This window comes from Candidatus Pantoea edessiphila (genome assembly GCF_002933315.1).
Lineage (GTDB): Bacteria > Pseudomonadota > Gammaproteobacteria > Enterobacterales > Enterobacteriaceae > Pantoea_C.
On sequence record NZ_PDKT01000004.1, the window covers coordinates 65,921 to 85,409 of the forward strand.

The following is a 19,489-nucleotide window of genomic DNA, read 5'->3' on the forward strand; positions in this document are numbered from 1 at the left end:
TATAGTTGTTCTTTGTAAAAAGGATTATATTCTTAACAATATAAAAAACACATTATTTAACTCGCTGTTTTATTATAGAAATTATAGGTAAATTGTTATCTTCAATAAATTTTAAAAATGCACCTCCACCAGTAGAAATATAAGATATATTGTTTTTGACACCAAATAAATCAATAGCAGCTAATGTATCTCCACCACCAGCGATGGAAAAAGCATCGCTATTAGCAATAGTTTGCGCAATCATTTCAGTACCTTTACGAAAATTTGGAAACTCAAATACTCCTATTGGACCATTCCATAAAATGGTCTTAGCTTGATTTAATAATAAAATTAGAGAATTTATTGTCTTATCACCAAAATCTAAGATAAAATCATTATCTGAGATATTATTAGTTTGTTTTATCTTTGCTACAGTATTTTCAGAAAATTCCGTTGATACACGTACATCAATAGGAATTTGAATATTGTGTTTATTAAGCAATATATTAGCTGATTTAACAAAATTTGGTTCATGCAAGGATTTACCAACATTATTGTGTATAGCTAAAAAAGTATTTGCAATACCTCCTCCTACAATTATCGAGTCTGCAATCTTTGATAAAGAATTTAATAAATTAAATTTAGTAGAAATTTTAGAACCACCTAAAATAGCAACTAACGGACGACTAGGATTTTTCATAACTCTAGTCAAAACTTCTAATTCTTTAAAAAATAACGGTCCAATACAGGAAATTTCGGCAAACTTAGCTAATCCACAAGTAGATGCATGAGAACGATGTGCAATACCAAATGCATCCATGACAAATATATCACATAACTTAGCATACTTTTTTGCTAAAACTTCATCATTTTCCTGTTCTCCTTGATTAAATCGAACATTTTCTAATACTGTTAATTCACCAATATTTGCCTTAATACCTCCTAAATAATTTTTTACTAAGTTTATTTGGATATCAGGTAATTTATTTTTTAAATATTTAACTATTGGAAACAAAGAAAATCTATAATCATAAGATTCTTCAGGTGGACGACCGAAGTGAGACATAATTATGACTTTTGCATTTCTCTTTAAAGCTGTTTTTATAGTAGGTAATGAAGCAATAATGCGTGTATCTGATATTATTTTTTCTTTTTTGATTGGTACATTAAAATCCACTCTTATTAAAACACGTTTGTTTCTGAGATCTAATTCATTCATTTTTAACATAAATAAAATATATCCTGATACTTAATGATATAATAATTAAAAAATAATTAATTTAACTAAAACCACTCAAAGCCATATAAATTGCTGTATCTATCATTCTATTTGAAAAACCCCATTCGTTATCACACCAAAGTAAATTTTTAATAAGATGACAACCACTAACTTTAGTTTGAGTTCCATCTATAATAACGCTGTGTGAATTATGATTAAAATCTATCGAAACTAAGGGTAAATCATTATACTCAATAATACCTCGAAGTGATCCTTGTGCAGCATGCTTAAGTAATGTATTCACTTGTGTAAAATTAGTTGATTTGCTAACTAATATATTAAGATCAATTGCAGTAACATTAACAATTGGCACACGTATAGATATTGCCTTAAAACAATTATTAAATTTAGGCAAAATTTTAGAAATACTTTTTTCTAAATATGTATTTATTGGAATGATAGATTGATTAGCAGAACGCGAAAGACGTAAATCACTATGATAAATATCAGTTACTTTTTGATCATGCATTGATGAATGTATTGTAGTTATCGTTCCAAATTTAATTCCTAATTCATCATCTAATAATTTAATAACAGGAATAACACAGTTCGTAGTGCAAGAACCATTGGAAACAATGCGATGTCTTGATGTAATTGTTTTTTCATTGATTCCAAATATTATGGTATTATCAAGATCATCAAATCCAGGATGACAAAAAAGCACTTTTTTAGCGCCTGATTTTAAGTGAGCTTCACCATCTTTACGTGAACCATAAATTCCAGTACAGTCCAATACAATATCTATATCTAACTTACGCCATGGTAATTTACTTATTTCATTGTAATGGAAAATTTTTATAGCTTCTTTATTAACCCAAATTGTATCTTTTTTCTGATATACATCATAAGGAAAAATCCCATGAGTGCTATCATACTTCAATAAGTGAGCCATTGCAATTGAATTCGCTATTTCGTTAATAGCTACTATTTGAATTTTATTATGGCGATTAGTTTCATATAATGCACGAATTATATTACGTCCAATACGACCAAAACCATTAATTGCTATTCTATAGATCATATTTTATGCCAATAAACATTTAAAAGGTAATTATATTTTAAGTATCGTTTAATATATTTTCATGAATATTTGATATATATTCTTTTTAAAGAAAGACACAATGTATAATTTTAATAATTAAAAATTATATTAATATTAATTAGATTATTTATAATGAATGTTTCACTATTACTAAAAATAATACTATTTACTGAATATTATAATAAATGGTTATTTATTTTTTTAGTTAATAGTTTATTAGCAACTGATATAATGTTATCAACAGTAAAACCGAATTTCTCAAATATTTTACCAGTTGTTCCAGATATACCAAAACTATTTATACCTACAATTGCACCTTCGTGTCCAACATATTTAAACCATAAATCAGGACTACCAGCTTCTATAGCAATTTTATTTGTTATGTTCTTTGGAAGAACTGATTCACGATAATGTTCTGTTTGTTGATCAAATATATTAGTTGATGGCATAGATACTACACGAACTTTTAAACTATTAGATAATTTATGGTAAGCAGAAACTGCTAATTCTACTTCTGAACCTGTAGCAATTAAAATTAGATCTATTTCTTTTGTATCACAATCTTTTAATATGTAACCACCTCGTTCTATATTTCCTATTTGATCAGATGTTCTATATTGCTGTATTAAATCTTGACGAGATAATATTAAAATACTTGGACCATTTTTTCTTTCTATAGACAATTTCCATGCTATTGCGCACTCAATTTGATCACAAGGACGCCATAAATTTATATTTGGTATAATCCGTAAACTAGATATTTGCTCAATTGGCTGATGGGTTGGTCCGTCTTCTCCTACCCCAATAGAATCATGCGTATAAATCATAATATGACGAATTTTCATCAATGCTGCCATACGTATGGCATTGCGAGTATACTCACTAAAGATAAGAAAAGTAGCAGTATATGGTAAAAAACCACCATGTAATGAAATACCATTAGCAATTGCAGTCATACCAAATTCTCTTACACCATAATGAATATAATTACCTTCTGTATTTTTATTGATTGGATTAGAAGCAGACCACGTAGTAAGATTGCTAGGTGTTAAGTCTGCAGAACCACCAATAAATTCTGGTATACCTTTACCAAATAATTCGATAATTTTTTGTGAGGCTTTCCTAGTAGCTATATGTTCTGGATTTTGTTTCAAATATTTTATGCAATTTTTTGTTAGCTTATTCCAATTATTTGGAAGATTATTACTTAAACGGCGTTTAAATTCATTAGCCATTGTTGGATATGACTTTAAATAAGAAGACAATTTTTCATTCCATTTTTCTTCCAAATTTCGACCAGTTTCTTTTGCATCCCAAGCACTATATATTTCTGGTGGAATTATGAAAGCTGGATGTCGCCAATTTAGATACTTTCTAGTTAATAAAATTTCATTGTCACCCAAAGGTGCACCATGACAATGATGTGTTCCTCCCTTATTTGGTGATCCAAAACCGATAGTAGTTTTACATATTAATATTGAGGGTTTGTCTTTAATATTTTTAGCTTCTTCTATTGATGTCATAATATTATGTGAATTATGTCCATCAATATCTTTTATTACATGCCAATTATAAGCTTCAAATCTCTTAGCAGTATCATCTGTAAACCAATATTTAGTATTGCCATCAATGGAGATACCATTATCGTCATAAAACAATAATAATTTACCTAGTTTTAAAGTTCCAGCTAATGAGCAAACTTCGTGAGATATACCTTCCATCATACAGCCATCACCAGCAAACACATAAGTATTGTGGTTTACAATATCATAACCAGGACGATTAAATTGTGCTGCTAAGGTTTTTTCTGCAATTGCAAAACCTACTGCATTTGCAATTCCTTGTCCTAATGGACCAGTTGTGGTATCAATTCCTACTGTATGACCATATTCAGGATGACCAGGAGTTTTTGAATCTAATTGGCGAAAATTTTTTAATTCATTTATTGAAAGATTATAACCAGTAAGATGTAAAAGACTATAAATTAGCATTGAACCATGACCGTTAGACAATACAAAACGATCACGATTAAACCAAAGTGGATTAATTGGATTATGATTGAAATAATTTCTCCATAATACCTCAGCAATATCTGCCATACCCATAGGGGTACCAGGATGACCAGAATTAGCTTTTTGTATTGCATCAATTGTTAGTACTCTAATAGCATTAGCAAGTTCTTTATGAGTGGGCATATCATACTCCAATTTAGTGTAATCATTAATCATGTTTATGTATTTTTAGATAAAGATTATAAATGTGTTATAAATTAAATATTTTCATCAATAATAAAAGTTTTTATTAAGAATAATATGTTGTATTTATTATATTTTAAATATTTTTTATTTAAAATGTAGTATTTCATCATAGTTAATAATGCATTATCTTTATTTATAATAAATTAGAAAACAAATATTAACTAATATTCTATGTTTTGCCTACTTTAAATAATATATATTTTAATAATTTATAGTTATTTATTAATTAACTTGTATATTATTATTGTTGCGATAAAAAATATATAAATATTAAATATAGACTTAATTAATTTATTTTCTTAACATTAGTAATCAACAAAAACTTATATTAAGGTATATAAATTTAATAATATAATTATTTTAAACATCTTAATTATTTTTTACTTGTTAATGTGAAAAATACAATTATATATGATATGATTGATACTATTGCTTACTTGTTAATAATGATTCTTATTTAGAACTCAATTAATTGAAAATAATTATTATTGTGGTGTTATATATAAAAAATATACCAAAAAATAAATTTGTTGATAGTTACTTAAATTTTATTTTGAAATATTAGATTAAATGAAAACTATTTTATAAGGCATAGATAAGAATAAAATGACTATAACTCTGTTTACATCTGAATCTGTATCAGAAGGTCACCCAGATAAAATTGCTGATCAAATTTCTGATGCAATTCTTGATGCAATTATTGAAAAAGATAATAAATCCCATGTAGCATGCGAAACATATATTAAAACTGGTATGGTTTTAGTTGGAGGAGAAATTACTACTGATGCTTGGGTTGATATAGAAGAAATTATTCGTAACACAATTCGTGAGATTGGATATACAAGTTCAGATATGGGTTTTGACGCAAATTCCTGTGCTGTTATAAATGGTATTGGAAAACAATCTCAAGATATTAATAATGCTATTAACAGCAACAACCCCTTAGATCAAGGTGCAGGTGATCAAGGCGTAATGTTTGGTTATGCTACGAATGAAACTGACGTATTTATGCCAGCACCTATTACATATGCACACCTTTTAGTTAAACGTCAAGCTGAATTAAGAAAAAATGGTACAATGTCATGGCTACGTCCGGATGCAAAAAGTCAAGTTACTTTTAAATATGAAAATAATAAAATTATTGGAATTGATAATGTTGTATTATCTACTCAACACGCAAAAGATATTAGTCAAGTAGATTTACAAGATTCAGTTATGGAAAACATTATCAAACCAGTATTACCTCAAAAATGGTTAAATAGTAATACCAAATATTATATCAATCCCACTGGAAGATTTGTCACTGGTGGTCCTATGGGAGATTGTGGTTTGACTGGTCGCAAGATTATTGTTGATACTTATGGTGGTATGGCTAGACACGGTGGTGGTTCTTTTTCAGGAAAAGATCCATCAAAAGTTGATCGTTCAGCAGCTTATGCTGCACGTTATATAGCTAAAAATATAGTTGCTGCTGACCTTGCAGATCGTTGTGAAATTCAATTATCTTACGCTATAGGGATTGCTAATCCTACATCTATTATGATCAATACCTTTGGCACCGAAAGAACTTCTATAAAAAAACTAAATTTAGTAATACGTGATTTATTCGATCTACGTCCCTATGGACTTATACAGATGCTTGATCTATTACATCCAATTTATAAAAAAACAGCATCTTATGGTCATTTCGGTCGAGAAAAATTTTCATGGGAAAAAATTGATAAAGTAGGAATTTTGAAAAACGAATTGTATTAGATGATATTATAATAATTTGATCTATAATCCTGATAATAAATATTAGTTAAATTTTAAAAATTTTTAATTAATTTTTATTGTATTATTAACATAATAGCATTATATACAATCTATATTTAAAATAGTTATAACTAATCTTTAAATTAATTTTAATTTTGTCTTTTTTGCAGATGGAGAAGTCTGTTACGGATAATATAATATTGTTCATGTTTTCTAAAAAACGGCGTAAAATTTATGCTACATTTATTCACTGGTATGAATATAAATACTGCATTGTTATTGATCTTAGCTTTAATATTTGTATTGTGTTATGAAGCAATTAATGGTTTTCATGATACAGCTAATGCAGTTGTAACAGTGATTTATACACGTACTATGCGTGCTCAACTTGCTGTAATTATGTCTGGAATATTTAATTTTTTTGGTGTTTTATTAGGAGGATTAAGCGTAGCATATACAATAGTCCATTTACTTCCTACAGATTTACTGTTAAATGTAGGATCATCTCATGGACTCATCATGATATTTTCCATGTTACTAACAGCTATTATTTGGAATCTTAGTACATGGTATTTAGGATTACCCACTTCCAGTTCTCATACTTTAATAAGTACCATTATTGGTATAGCTTTAACTAATACAATAAGAACTAATACTTCGTTATTTAATGTGCTAAATATCTCTCGTATTATAAATGTTTTTAGCTCATTAATAATATCTCCAATTATTGGTTTAGTAATTTCAGGTGGACTCATTTTTATTTTACGTCATTGCTATAGTAATAATAAAAAACAAGCACGCATTCACATGACTCCTTTTAATCGCAAGAAAATTGATGGAAAGAAAAAACCTCCATTTTGGACTAGAGTGATTCTAGTGATATCAGCTATGGGTGTAAGTTATTCTCATGGTTCCAATGATGGACAAAAAGGAATTGGTTTAATTATGTTAGTTTTAATTAGTGTTGCACCTGCAGGATTTGTAGTAAATATTCATTCTTCAAATTATGAAATTACACGTACTCACGATGCAATTATTAATCTTGAAAATTATTATAAACAACATAAAAATTTCTTAGAAGATATAAATCAATTAAATAAATATAGCAAATTAATATCAACTAATATCTATCCTATGGATTACAAAAGATTTCACTGTAATTCAATTAATGCATTTAACACAATAAAACAAACTAAGATACTATTAAATCATTTGCAGAATTATAGTGAACTGTCAGTTAATAAAAGGATACAAATTCGTTATTTGTTATTATGTATGGCTGACACTATTGATAAAGTAGTAAAATTACCAAACATATCTATAGACGATAAAAGCTTACTTAACAAATTGAAAAAAGATTTGTTAAGTACTATTGAATATGCACCGTTATGGATTATAATCACAGTCGCCTTAGCTATAGGAATTGGTACTATGATTGGTTGGCGTCGTGTAGCTGCTACAATAGGAAATAAGATAGGTAAAAAAGGTATGACATATGCTCAAGGAATGTCTGCACAAATAACAGCAGCACTTTCTATTGGTATTGCAAGTTATACTGGAATGCCAGTATCTACTACACATATCCTTTCTTCGTCAGTAGCAGGCGCCATGTTAGTAGATGGAAAAGGATTACACTGGCGCACTATTAAAAATATTCTAATGGCATGGATATTAACTATTCCAATATGTGTTTTGTTATCTGGTTTGGTATATTGGATTATGTTAAAGTTATTATTAATCTAATTTAATATTAATGGCATGTTTATATTTTAACCATGCCATGGTAGAATATAGTTTTGATATAATAAAAAATTTTTATAATGAAATTTCATATTGTTTCAATAATGATTGAATACTTGGTTCATGACCACGGAAACGTTTGAACATATTATCAAAATCTTCTGAGCTACCACGCATTAATATATTTTCTAAAAAAGATTTACCGGTTTCTTTATTAAAAATACCATCTTCTTTAAAACGAGCATACGCATCTGCAGCTAAAACGCTAGCCCATAAATAACTATAATAACCTGCAGCATAGCACCCACTGAAAATATGATTGAAAGAATTAGGAAATCTATCTTCTTTTACATATGGTAGAATTGAAATCCTATTTCTTATATTTTTTAATATCTCTAAAACATTTTTATTTTTTTGAGGATGAAAATTATAGTGTATATTAATATCAAATAAACTAAATTCTAATTGACGTAAAATAAATATAGCTTTTTGATAATTTTTTGTTTTTAATAAATTATTTAAAATATTACTGGGTATTGGTTTACCAGTTTTATAATGTCCTGAAATTAGTGAAATGATTTCAGGTTCCCAGCACCAGTTTTCCATAAATTGACTAGGAAATTCAATTATGTCTAATGGTACTCCATTTATACCTGAAACACCTGGAACATCTATTGTTGTCAAAATATGATGAAGACAATGACCAAATTCATGAAATAAAATTATCACTTCATTATGAGTCAAAAGTGCTGGTTTGTTTTGATCTGGATGATTAAAATTGCATATAATATATGCTACAGGTTTTTGTATATTTCCATTGATTTTACGCATTCTATTAACACAAGTATTCATCCAAGCACCACTACACTTATTTTTACGCGCATATATATCAATGTAAAAACTACCTAATAAATCTTTTTGTTTATTGAGTATATCAAATAAAACTATATCAGGATGATATACATCTGCATTAGTACGTTTAATAACGGTTACTCCGTAAAGACGATTTATTAATTCAAATAAACCAGATAAAACAATTGTTTCAGGGAAATATGAACGTAATTCTTCATCTTTAAATTTATAAAGATACTTTTTTTGTTTTTGGCTATAATAGGCGAAATCCCATGGATTTAACTTGTGGACGCCATATTTTTTTTTAATAAAAAATTTTAGTTCTGCTATTTCTTCTTTTGCTTTCTTATATATTTTATCTAATAAGATATATAAGAAATTAATTACTTTCTTTGGTTTTTTAGCTGCTTTATCAACTAGAGATTTATCAGCAAATGATTTAAAACCTAATAATTTTGCTAACTTATATCTAAGTAATAATTGTTCATTAATAATATCACTATTATCCCATTGATGAGCATTAGGTCCTTGATCAGAAGCACGTGTTGAATATGCTAAATATATTTCTTTACGTAATTTACTATTATTACAACATGTTAATACTGATAGATAGATTGGAAAATTTAATGTTAATACCCATCCTTCTTTATTATTCGATTTTTCACGTATTTTCGTTAATATATTTTTAGATATTCCAGATAATTCTTTCTTTTTTACAACTAACTTTTCCCAGCCCATACTAGCATCTAATAAATTATTACTGTAAATTATTTCTATTTCTGATAAACGATTAACTATCTTACAATATTTTTCCTGTTCATATTTGTCTAAATCAATTCCAGATAATTTAAAATTTTTTAATACTTTTGTTATATATTTTTTTTGAATATCATCTAATAATGCATAATTTTTTTCTTTTAAAAATAAATATGCTTCATATAATTTTTTATTTTGTAACATCCAGGTATCTGATTGCAGAATTAGTGCGCAAATTTGTTTATAAATTTCACGTAATTCTGGATTATCTATAACTGTATTTAAATGACTAATTAAGGAAAATACTTTATTAAGACAATCATTTATTTCTTCTATAGGATACATCATATTATCCCAATTATAATTAATTTGTTGAGATAATATTTTTTCTACTATTATTTGACGATTTTTTAAAATTTGAATAATAGCAGGCATAATATGCTTATATTGAATTTTAGAAAAAGGTGGTAATATAAAAGGATTAAGTAATGGGTTAGTCATAGTATTATATTTCCTGAAAAAATTTAATGATACAAATCCTTCTTTTAAGGATTATTCAGATATTATATATTTTATAAAATAGATGTATATTAAATATTTAAACAATAAAATTATGATAATCAATAAGTTTTATTATTTTTTTAAATAATTATCTATAAAATGAACATTATTAATTAATGTATTAAAGATTATCTTTAATACATTAATAATGTTAATATAATATTAATAATATATATTAATTAGTTTGATATAATACAATAAATAGTTACAATGTGTTTTTTTGTTTACAATTTTGTGATAGAATTTTAATTAAATAACTTGTAATTTAGCCGTTCTATTTTTAAGAAAAAATCATTTTTACGTTATAGATATATACTTAATATTATAGAATTAAGTAATATAAATATTATACAAAAAACAAAATAAAATATTTAATAATATAATGTCTCAAGGTATATTACATATAGTTTCTGCTCCTAGCGGAACAGGAAAATCTAGTTTAATTCAAGCAGCACTAAAAACACATATGTTATTGAATTCAACACGTTTATCAGTATCATATACTACACGTAATATGCGTCCAGGAGAAATTCATGGAAAACATTATTACTTCATTAAGAGATATGAATTTAAAAAAATGATTGATGAAAATAATTTTCTCGAATATGCAAAAGTATTTGAAAATTATTATGGAACTTCTTACAATGAAATCAATCAAATTCTTTCTAAAGGATTTAATGTTGTGCTAGATATTGATTGGCAAGGAGCTAAACAAATTCGAAATAAAATACCTAATACAAAAAGTATTTTTATTTTACCGCCATCACAACATGAATTAAAAACAAGATTATGTAAACGTGGTCAGGATAATAAAGACGTAATTACGCATAGATTAGAAAAAGCAATAGAAGAAATAGGTCATTATAAAGAATATGATTACTTAATAATAAATGATGACTTTAATATAGCTTTAAATGACCTTAAAACAATTATTCATGCTACACGTTTGAGTATATCAAGTCAAACAATACGTTATAGTAATTTAATTGGTAATTTGTTAAATAATTTAATATAATACTAGATAACGTAATAATTATGAATGAGTTAATATTAAAATGGCACGTATAACAGTTCAAAAAGCAGTAGAAAAAATTGGTAATCGATTTGATTTGGTATTGGTAGCTGCACGTCGAGCACGTCAAATGCAAATAGGAGGACAAGAACCTTTAGTTCCACCGGAAAATGATAAACCTACTGTGATTGCACTACGTGAAATAGAAAAAAATTTGATTACAAAACAAATTTTAGATATTTGTGATCATCAAAAAAAACAAAAATAAAAAATTATTAGTTGTTTCAGATGATTCTACTTAAAAAATTAATAAAATTAAGTAATTTTTATGTAATGTTTGTTGTCTAATTGTAATAATATTTTTGTTGTTTATAAACGTATATTATCTTTATCATATTGTAGATAATCTGAATTAACTAAAAATTTTTAAGATGTTTAAATAATAAAAATCTAAATTTTAATATGTATTTATCTCTTCTTGTCTTCATTAATAAAATATATATATTTTTTAAATAATTATAAAAAATATATATGACCATCAAAAACAACGAAAACAGTTGCATTTATCCTAATAGAATTATTTAAATTAATTTCTGTAATATCAATAAATTGAATAGGAGATCATTATTTTATGTTTGTGATTAATAATAAACCACATAATATGTATTATAAAATATTATGCGTTATATCAACATATATGATTAATCTCAATCAAAATGAAAAATAATCTTCATAGATAAAAACCTATTTACAATAGAAGTAATGATTAAATATGAACGAAAATTTTTTAAACCATATATCTATAAAGACATTAAATAAAGTTAATTTTTTGCAAATAAAAAAATTAGCTAAAATGGGTTTGCAAACTGTCCAAGATCTATTATTTCATTTCCCTATACGTTATGAAAATCGTACACAGGTATGTTCTATTAAAAATCTAGTATTTGGCACGTATGCCACAGTTATAGGGAAAGTAATAAAAACAAAAATAATTTATAATTCTCGTCGTATTATGTCATGTCAAATCACAGATGGAAGTGGCATTTTAACAATTAAATTTTTCAATTTTAATAATAAGATAAAAAATATTTTTATTCCAGGTTACTATATTGTTGCTTATGGAGAAATTAAAGGTCACAAATATGGTATTGAAATTATACATCCTGAATACACTGCTTACAAAATAGAAAAAAATATAAAAATAAAAAAAGTTTTAACTCCTGTTTATTCTACAACTGAAGGTATAAGTCAATTAGTTTTACGTAATTTAATAGACCAGGCATTAATTATATTAAATGATTATAAACTTGATGAATTAATTCCTAAAACTATAAATAAAAGTTTAGTTAGCTTCTCTGAAGCTTTACATACCATACATCATCCTTCATTGGGTATAAATCTAGCGAAACTAGAGAATAAGATTAAGTTAGCAAACTACAGATTAATTTTTGAAGAACTATTAGCTCATAATCTTAGAATACTAGCAGCACGTGATACTATACATAGTTATAATGCTATGCCAATACCTAAAAATCATAAGTTAATTAATAAATTATTATCTACTCTTCCTTTTTCTTTAACAAATGCTCAAAATAAGGTTTTACAAGAAATAGAACAAGATTTATCTAAAAATTATCCAATGACACGTTTATTACAAGGTGATGTAGGTTCTGGAAAAACTTTAGTAGCTGCTCTATCAGCACTAAATGTTATAGCTCAAGGTAAACAAGTGGCTTTTATGGTGCCAACTGAATTGTTAGCAGAACAACACGCGGATAATTTTCGTCAATGGTTTTCACCACTTGGTATTGAAATTGGTTGGTTAGTTGGAAAACAAAAATATAAAGAACGAAAAATACAAAAGGATATGATTGCTAATGGAGATATAGCTATAGTAGTTGGTACTCATACATTATTTCAAAAACATATGCAATTTAAAAGATTAGCACTAATAATAATAGACGAACAACATCGTTTTGGCGTTCATCAACGTCTAGCATTATGGAAAAAAGGTGAAGCAAAAAATATTAGGCCTCATCAATTAATAATGACAGCAACTCCTATTCCACGTACTTTGGCAATGATTGCTTATGCTGATCTTAATATTTCTATTATTGATGAAATTCCTCCAGGTCGTCATCCAGTACTAACCATAGTAGTGCCAGATATTCGCCGAAATAAAATTATTAAACGTGTTAAAAATATTTGTTTAGAAGGTCGTCAAGTTTATTGGGTATGTCCTATTATTGAAGAATCGGAATTGCTAGAAGCGCAAGCAGCAGAAGTTAATTGGAAATTGTTAAATAAATCCTTGCCTAATATAAAGATTGGATTAATTCATGGTAGAATGAAATTATCAGAAAAACAAGTGATTATGAATAATTTTAAAAATAATAAATTGCAATTATTAGTCACTACAACTGTAATAGAAGTTGGTGTAGACGTGCCTAATGCAAGTTTAATGATTATAGAAAATGCAGAACGTTTAGGTTTAGCACAATTGCATCAGTTAAGAGGTCGTGTAGGAAGAGGATCTTCAGTATCTTACTGTGTTTTGTTGTATAAACCACCTCTTAATAAAATTGCTATCAGAAGATTAGAAGCAATAAGAAATATTAATGATGGGTTTATGATTGCACAACTAGATCTAGAAATTCGTGGTCCAGGCGAGATACTTGGTACAAAACAAACAGGTGCTGTTAATTTTAAAATAGTAGATCTTTTACGTGACCAAATGATGATATCTGAAGTACAGCAGGCAGCATGCTATATGCATAAATATCATCCTAAAAAGGCTAATAGTATAATTGAACGTTGGATATCAAAAAAAATTATTGATACTAATATTTGATATTAAATTTATTTTTTAATAAAAATTAAAAAACAATAATATGCTAGTTATTTTATGGAAATTATAAAAATAGAATTTTTAATAAAATTTTCATATTAATAGTTATTACGTATGGCTTTTTTTCGTTCACTTTCTTTTAAATAATTTTTCCTAATTCGAATTGATTTAGGAGTTACTTCTACAAGTTCATCATCATCAATAAATTCAATTGCTTGTTCTAGTGTCATTATTAATGGAGGAATAAGAGTGATAGTATCATCACTACCCGAAGCTCGCATATTAGTTAATTTTTTACTAGCTAAACAATTAACAGTTAGATCATTTGAACGATTGTGAATGCCAATTATTTGTCCTTCGTATACTTCTATACCTTGATTAACAAATAAATTACCCCTATTTTGGAGATTGTATAGTGCAAAGGCAACTGTTTTACCTTGACTATTAGAAATTAGAACACCATTTTTACGTCGACTAATATCACAGGTACATAACTCATCGTAATGACTAAAAGTAGCATATAAATTACCACTACCTGAAGTCATTTTCATAAATTTGTTACGAAATCCAATTAAACTACGACTAGGCATTATATAATGGAGTCTTATACGTCCTTTACCATTTAAATCCATATTTTTAAGATGACCTTTACGTATTCCTATCTCTTGAATTATTGGTCCTTGATGTATTTCTTCAATATCCAATATCAATTCTTCAAATGGTTCTTGCCTACAACCATTAACGTCACGAAAAATTACTTTTGGACGAGATACTGCAAATTCGAAACCTTCACGACGCATATTCTCTATTAGAATAGAAAGATGTAATTCTCCTCTACCAGACACACAAAAAACATCAGAATTATCAGTTTCTTTAACATGTAAGGCTATATTATATGTAGATTCTTTTTTCAGACGTTCAAAAATTTTACGTGAAGTTAAGTATTTACCTTCCTTACCACAAAATGGTGAAGTATTTACGCTGAAATACATACTAACTGTTGGTTCATCAACTTTTAAATCAGGAAGTGATTTAATATGTTTTGGATCACAAATAGTATCTGAAATATTTAATTCATTTAAACCGGTAATTGTTATTATATCTCCAGCTTTAGCTATATCAATATTGATTTGTTTTAATCCAAGATAACCTAAAATATTATGAATTTTACCATGCATTATTTTTCCATTGTTGTTAGTTATAACAACGTTTTGATTTGGTTTGATTGTACCATTTTTTAAACGTCCAATACCCATTAATCCTAGGTAATTATCTTTATTTAATTGGGATATTTGCATTTGTAACGGAGCATCTGTTTCACCTGTAGGTGGTGGTGTATATTTAACAATTGCTTGATATAAAGGAGTCATATTTGTGGACATGTTATTATAATCTAATCCTGCAGTACCATTTAACGCTGAAGTAAAGATAACAGGAAATTCTAACTGCTCATCGTTAGCATCAAGATTAAAAAACATATCAAATACTTTGTTGACAACCCAAGTTGGACGTGCACCATTTCTATCAATCTTATTAATAACTACTATAATTTTTAAATTGTATAATAATGATTTTTTAGTTACATAACGTGTTTGAGGCATGGGTCCATCAATAGCATCTACAAGTAACAAAACTGCATCTACCATTGATAAAATGCGTTCAACTTCACCTCCAAAATCAGCATGTCCTGGAGTATCAATAATATTAATGCGATAATCATTCCATTTAATAGCAGTATGTTTTGATGTGATTGTTATTCCTTTTTCCTTTTCTAGCTCATTTGAGTCCATTATACGATCAATATTTGCATGGTTAACATCAACAATACCAGATTGTTGAAGTAATTTATCAACTAATGTGGTCTTTCCGTGATCAACATGAGCGATAATTGCTATATTACGTAATTTATTAATCACAATTTTACCTCTTTAACTAATAAAATAATTTATTTACAATAAATTATTAAAAATATTAATTATAGTTTAAATATTTTTGAATATTAATGATAAATTACATCCTTTAAACTAAAATCAATTCTTACGTAAAAATAAATTTTTTGTATGCTTATTCAGCGTTAAACACTATTTACATTGAAGGATATTAATTATTTTAATAAATTAAATTAAATATATAAAAGTATTAATTAAAATCGATATATACAAAAATGATTTTTTTGATTATTATTGCAGTGTTAGTAACAAATATGATAAATCTATTGAATTACAACATTTATGATTTTTCACTATATATCACATATAATTTATTATCATATTAATTTTTAAGGAAATTTACTTTGAATTACAATAGTACACGTTTTGTTATAAGCGCTCCCAGTATAAAATATTTGCCTCTGAATAGTAATACGACTGAAGTAGCGTTCATTGGTCGTTCTAATTCTGGAAAATCTAGTTTATTAAATAAATTAACAAATCAGAAACATCTAGCACGTACTAGTAAAAACCCAGGTTGTACAAAACTAATTAACTTATTTGAAGTGATACATAACAAATATTTAGTAGATTTACCAGGATATGGTTATGCTAAAACATCTAAAAAAAATAGAAACATATGGAAAAATATTCTCATAGAATACATAAAAAATAATAACAACTTAAAAGGATTAGTATTACTAGTAGATATTAAGACTTCAATAAATGATTTTGATGAAGAAATAATTCGCTTAGCAAATAAAGGAAATATTTTTTTACTTATATTATTAACAAAGGCAGATAAATTAAGTTTATCTCAACAAAAATTAAAATTAGTTACAACCAGAGAAATTCTATCAAAATTTATATTTAGTATTCAAGTCGAATTATTTTCATCAATCAAAGGTATAGGTATTGATACAATTTATCAAAAATTAAATGTATGGTTTCAAAAATAATTAATACAATTTCATACTCTAACAATACTAATTGTAGATTAATACTTTGCTAAGTAAAATATAATATTTAATTTATGGAAATATTTAGTATATAAAATAGGATATTTATATTATTCAGTTGCATATATTGTAAAAATAATCAAACAACTTATTTTCATAAGATTATTTAAAAAGCAATAAATCTATATTTTATATTAAATAATTCAAAAAACTTCTAAATTCATAACGATTAAATGCTTTTTTTAAAGCAACAATATTTATATCTTTAATGGCTAAATCTTCATAATCTAAATGTATTACAACATCTGTTTTAATTTTTGCTAAATTATATGACAAGAAAGCTAAGTCACGATATTGTTCTAGTTTAATAGCAGTATTTTTTGCACCACGAAAAGAAAGAGATGATATTTTATTCAAATTAGAATATATAGATTTAATGTTACCTAATGTTTTTATTAAATTTATTGCTGTTTTTTGTCCTATTCTTGGTATTCCAGGAATATTATCTGATCGATCACCCATAATAGCTATTAAATCTACAATCAATTCAGGTAAAACACCGTATTTTTGCTCAATTTCATATGGACCTAATATTGATTTGGTATTACTAATTAAATTAACATTTGATCTTACTAATTGTGCCATATCCTTATCGTTACTACTAATTAATATTGAAAAATCTAATTTAGTATACTTAACTACTAAAGTTCCGATAACATCATCTGCTTCAACATCGGTGACTGTAATAACTCTTAAACCCATTGCTGATATAATATCATACAGTGGTTCAATTTGTATAACTAAATTACTAGGCATCGGTGATCTATTACATTTATAATTTACAAATATCTTATTTCTAAATGTTTTTTTTGATATATCAAATACGATACCTATATGAGTTGAATTATATTTTTTTATTAAGCTTTTTAATACATTAATAAAACCAAAAATTGCACCAATTGGTTCACCTTTACTATTCGTTAATGATGGAAAAACGTGATAGGCTCTATAAAGAACAGATGATCCATCAATTAAAATTAAATGTTTCATTAAAAATTAGCACAATGCTTCTACCTAAAAATTATTTTTTAGATAGGAAATTAATTATATCAAAATAATTTATGGTAGCATCTTGTGATTCTATATCTAAATTATCAATTTTTATCATATATTTCCCATTGACAAATGCAGCAGGTATAGTACTGACATTAAAGTCTATAGCTGCTTTTATTTGTTTTTCAATCAATAGCTTTACTGAAAAACTCGTCCATAATTTTTCATATTCTTCAGAAGAAATATTCAATTTTTTTATAAAAATATCTTTTAATATTTTTTTGTTAACAAGATTTTTCATGTTTTGAACACTACTGAAAATTGGTTTAATTAGTTTATTTTCGGCACCTAAAGCTATTGCAATAGCCCATGCATGAGTTAATATAGAACCTTTTTTTATAAAATCAATATGATATTTAACTAATTTAATATTTTTTGGTAATTGATGAATTCTAAATTGATTTTCGAATTTATAGCAATACTGACAAGAAAAAGAAAAAAACTCTACAACTTGAGGTTGATTTAAAATTGGTTTAGATAAGGTAATATAATGTTTACCATCAATAAATTGTGTAGCATATGTATTAAAAGTTATAATTAACCCAAAAAATATAATATAGCATTTTTTCATACTAAAATTTTCCTTTGCAAATCATCAAAAAAATTATACCCTGATTTAGATTTATTTATATAATATTGTTAATTTTTCAGTTAAAGCAAATTCAAGTATAATACAGGATTATTTATATGATTGTTTTTAAATTATGCATACATTAACTGGAGTAATTTTAGCTGGTGGAAAGGGTTTGCGTATGAATGGTAAAGATAAAGGTTTAATATTATTACATGGAAAACCAATGTATCAACATATTATTCAAAAGCTAGAACCTCAAGTAGATAATATAATAATCAGTGCTAATCGTAATATTAATATTTATAAATTAAGCGGCTATGAAGTCATTAAGGACTCATTTAGAGATGTTTTAGGTCCATTATGCGGTATATTAAGTACATTATTATTAATCAAGAGTAATTGGGCAGTATTTTGCTCTTGTGATACTCCTAATATACCATTAAATTATGTAAAAAAACTATTAGAAAAAAAAAATGATTCACAAATACTATGGGTACGTTCAAAAAAAAGAGATCATCCAACTATGGTATTAATTCAAAAAAAAATAGTAGAACTATATATGAATAAACCAAAACATTTTAATCAATATAATTTAATTGATTTCTTTAAATCTTATGGTGGACATCCGGTCTATTTTGTAGATAATGAATTTCTTTTCTACAATATAAATACCCCTTTAGATTTAAAAAACTATCTTCATCTTAATTTATCTTAATAAAAATTTCAAACAAAACTAATGTATTAGATAATTAATGCCTGGCAGTTTCCTACTCTCACATGGAGAAACTCCACACTACCATCGGCACTACGACATTTCACTTCTGAGTTCGGCA

General features: G+C 26.3%; 14 protein-coding genes. 7 read left to right on the forward strand and 7 right to left on the reverse strand.

Going from position 1 to position 19,489, the window contains the following annotated elements; translation table 11 throughout:
- Positions 1–52: 52 nt before the first annotated feature.
- From CRV12_RS03135 to tkt, 3 genes are all read right to left on the reverse strand, one after another.
- A complete protein-coding gene (locus CRV12_RS03135; protein WP_136131202.1) occupies positions 53–1,198 on the reverse strand; it encodes a phosphoglycerate kinase in 1,146 nt (381 codons plus the stop codon).
- Positions 1,199–1,259: 61 nt separating this feature from the next.
- Complete coding sequence (epd, locus tag CRV12_RS03140) at positions 1,260–2,279, reverse strand: erythrose-4-phosphate dehydrogenase (RefSeq protein WP_136131187.1); 1,020 nt, start codon at positions 2,277–2,279, stop codon at positions 1,260–1,262.
- A 197-nt stretch (positions 2,280–2,476) separates the two neighbouring features.
- Positions 2,477–4,495 carry a transketolase gene (gene tkt / locus CRV12_RS03145; protein ID WP_136131188.1) on the reverse strand — a complete coding sequence of 673 codons (2,019 nt, stop codon included), beginning with the start codon at positions 4,493–4,495 and terminating at the stop codon, positions 2,477–2,479.
- Between the two features lie 669 nt (positions 4,496–5,164).
- On the opposite strand from tkt, the gene metK reads away from it, so the two are divergent.
- Both metK and pitA read left to right on the forward strand, forming a co-directional pair.
- Positions 5,165–6,313 carry a methionine adenosyltransferase gene (gene metK / locus CRV12_RS03150; RefSeq protein WP_136131189.1) on the forward strand — a complete coding sequence of 383 codons (1,149 nt, stop codon included), beginning with the start codon at positions 5,165–5,167 and terminating at the stop codon, positions 6,311–6,313.
- Between the two features lie 234 nt (positions 6,314–6,547).
- Positions 6,548–8,056: an inorganic phosphate transporter PitA gene (gene pitA, locus CRV12_RS03155; protein ID WP_136131190.1), complete on the forward strand. Its 1,509-nt coding sequence runs from the start codon at positions 6,548–6,550 to the stop codon at positions 8,054–8,056.
- A 72-nt stretch (positions 8,057–8,128) separates the two neighbouring features.
- Here pitA and prlC read toward each other — a convergent pair whose 3' ends face one another.
- The gene (gene prlC / locus CRV12_RS03160; RefSeq protein ID WP_136131191.1) at positions 8,129–10,162 is read right to left on the reverse strand and encodes an oligopeptidase A; all 2,034 of its coding nucleotides are present in this window, start codon (positions 10,160–10,162) and stop codon (positions 8,129–8,131) included.
- Positions 10,163–10,604: 442 nt separating this feature from the next.
- On the opposite strand from prlC, the gene gmk reads away from it, so the two are divergent.
- From gmk to recG, 3 genes are all read left to right on the forward strand, one after another.
- Positions 10,605–11,237: a guanylate kinase gene (gmk, locus tag CRV12_RS03165; protein ID WP_136131192.1), complete on the forward strand. Its 633-nt coding sequence runs from the start codon at positions 10,605–10,607 to the stop codon at positions 11,235–11,237.
- Positions 11,238–11,277: 40 nt separating this feature from the next.
- A complete protein-coding gene (gene rpoZ, locus CRV12_RS03170; RefSeq protein ID WP_136131193.1) occupies positions 11,278–11,502 on the forward strand; it encodes a DNA-directed RNA polymerase subunit omega in 225 nt (74 codons plus the stop codon).
- A 504-nt stretch (positions 11,503–12,006) separates the two neighbouring features.
- Positions 12,007–14,085 (forward strand): ATP-dependent DNA helicase RecG, encoded by a 2,079-nt coding sequence (recG, locus tag CRV12_RS03175; protein WP_136131194.1) that lies wholly within the window; start codon positions 12,007–12,009, stop codon positions 14,083–14,085.
- A 95-nt stretch (positions 14,086–14,180) separates the two neighbouring features.
- On the opposite strand, the gene typA is transcribed toward recG, so the two are convergent.
- Positions 14,181–15,998 carry a translational GTPase TypA gene (gene typA, locus CRV12_RS03180; RefSeq protein ID WP_136131195.1) on the reverse strand — a complete coding sequence of 606 codons (1,818 nt, stop codon included), beginning with the start codon at positions 15,996–15,998 and terminating at the stop codon, positions 14,181–14,183.
- A 377-nt stretch (positions 15,999–16,375) separates the two neighbouring features.
- Between typA and yihA the strand changes: the two genes are divergently transcribed.
- Complete coding sequence (gene yihA, locus CRV12_RS03185) at positions 16,376–16,969, forward strand: ribosome biogenesis GTP-binding protein YihA/YsxC (protein WP_136131196.1); 594 nt, start codon at positions 16,376–16,378, stop codon at positions 16,967–16,969.
- A 189-nt stretch (positions 16,970–17,158) separates the two neighbouring features.
- Here yihA and CRV12_RS03190 read toward each other — a convergent pair whose 3' ends face one another.
- Positions 17,159–18,019, reverse strand: coding sequence for a 5'-3' exonuclease (locus CRV12_RS03190; protein ID WP_136131197.1), 861 nt, complete (start codon positions 18,017–18,019; stop codon positions 17,159–17,161).
- A gap of 31 nt (positions 18,020–18,050) precedes the next feature.
- Positions 18,051–18,653 (reverse strand): DsbA family protein, encoded by a 603-nt coding sequence (locus CRV12_RS03195; RefSeq protein WP_136131198.1) that lies wholly within the window; start codon positions 18,651–18,653, stop codon positions 18,051–18,053.
- Positions 18,654–18,786: 133 nt separating this feature from the next.
- On the opposite strand from CRV12_RS03195, the gene mobA reads away from it, so the two are divergent.
- Positions 18,787–19,371 carry a molybdenum cofactor guanylyltransferase MobA gene (mobA, locus tag CRV12_RS03200; protein ID WP_136131199.1) on the forward strand — a complete coding sequence of 195 codons (585 nt, stop codon included), beginning with the start codon at positions 18,787–18,789 and terminating at the stop codon, positions 19,369–19,371.
- Positions 19,372–19,489 lie beyond the last annotated feature (118 nt).

Bases quoted from the DNA above. Each gene is read 5' to 3' on its own strand.
- recG (WP_136131194.1), top strand. From the start codon at position 12,007: ATGAACGAAAATTTTTTAAACCATATATCTATAAAGACATTAAATAAA.
- pitA (WP_136131190.1), top strand. From the start codon at position 6,548: ATGCTACATTTATTCACTGGTATGAATATAAATACTGCATTGTTATTG.
- tkt (WP_136131188.1), bottom strand. From the start codon at position 4,495: ATGCCCACTCATAAAGAACTTGCTAATGCTATTAGAGTACTAACAATT.
- CRV12_RS03195 (WP_136131198.1), bottom strand. From the start codon at position 18,653: ATGAAAAAATGCTATATTATATTTTTTGGGTTAATTATAACTTTTAAT.
- prlC (WP_136131191.1), bottom strand. From the start codon at position 10,162: ATGACTAACCCATTACTTAATCCTTTTATATTACCACCTTTTTCTAAA.
- CRV12_RS03135 (WP_136131202.1), bottom strand. From the start codon at position 1,198: ATGAATGAATTAGATCTCAGAAACAAACGTGTTTTAATAAGAGTGGAT.
- mobA (WP_136131199.1), top strand. From the start codon at position 18,787: ATGCATACATTAACTGGAGTAATTTTAGCTGGTGGAAAGGGTTTGCGT.
- rpoZ (WP_136131193.1), top strand. From the start codon at position 11,278: ATGGCACGTATAACAGTTCAAAAAGCAGTAGAAAAAATTGGTAATCGA.
- CRV12_RS03190 (WP_136131197.1), bottom strand. From the start codon at position 18,019: ATGAAACATTTAATTTTAATTGATGGATCATCTGTTCTTTATAGAGCC.
- gmk (WP_136131192.1), top strand. From the start codon at position 10,605: ATGTCTCAAGGTATATTACATATAGTTTCTGCTCCTAGCGGAACAGGA.
- metK (WP_136131189.1), top strand. From the start codon at position 5,165: ATGACTATAACTCTGTTTACATCTGAATCTGTATCAGAAGGTCACCCA.
- epd (WP_136131187.1), bottom strand. From the start codon at position 2,279: ATGATCTATAGAATAGCAATTAATGGTTTTGGTCGTATTGGACGTAAT.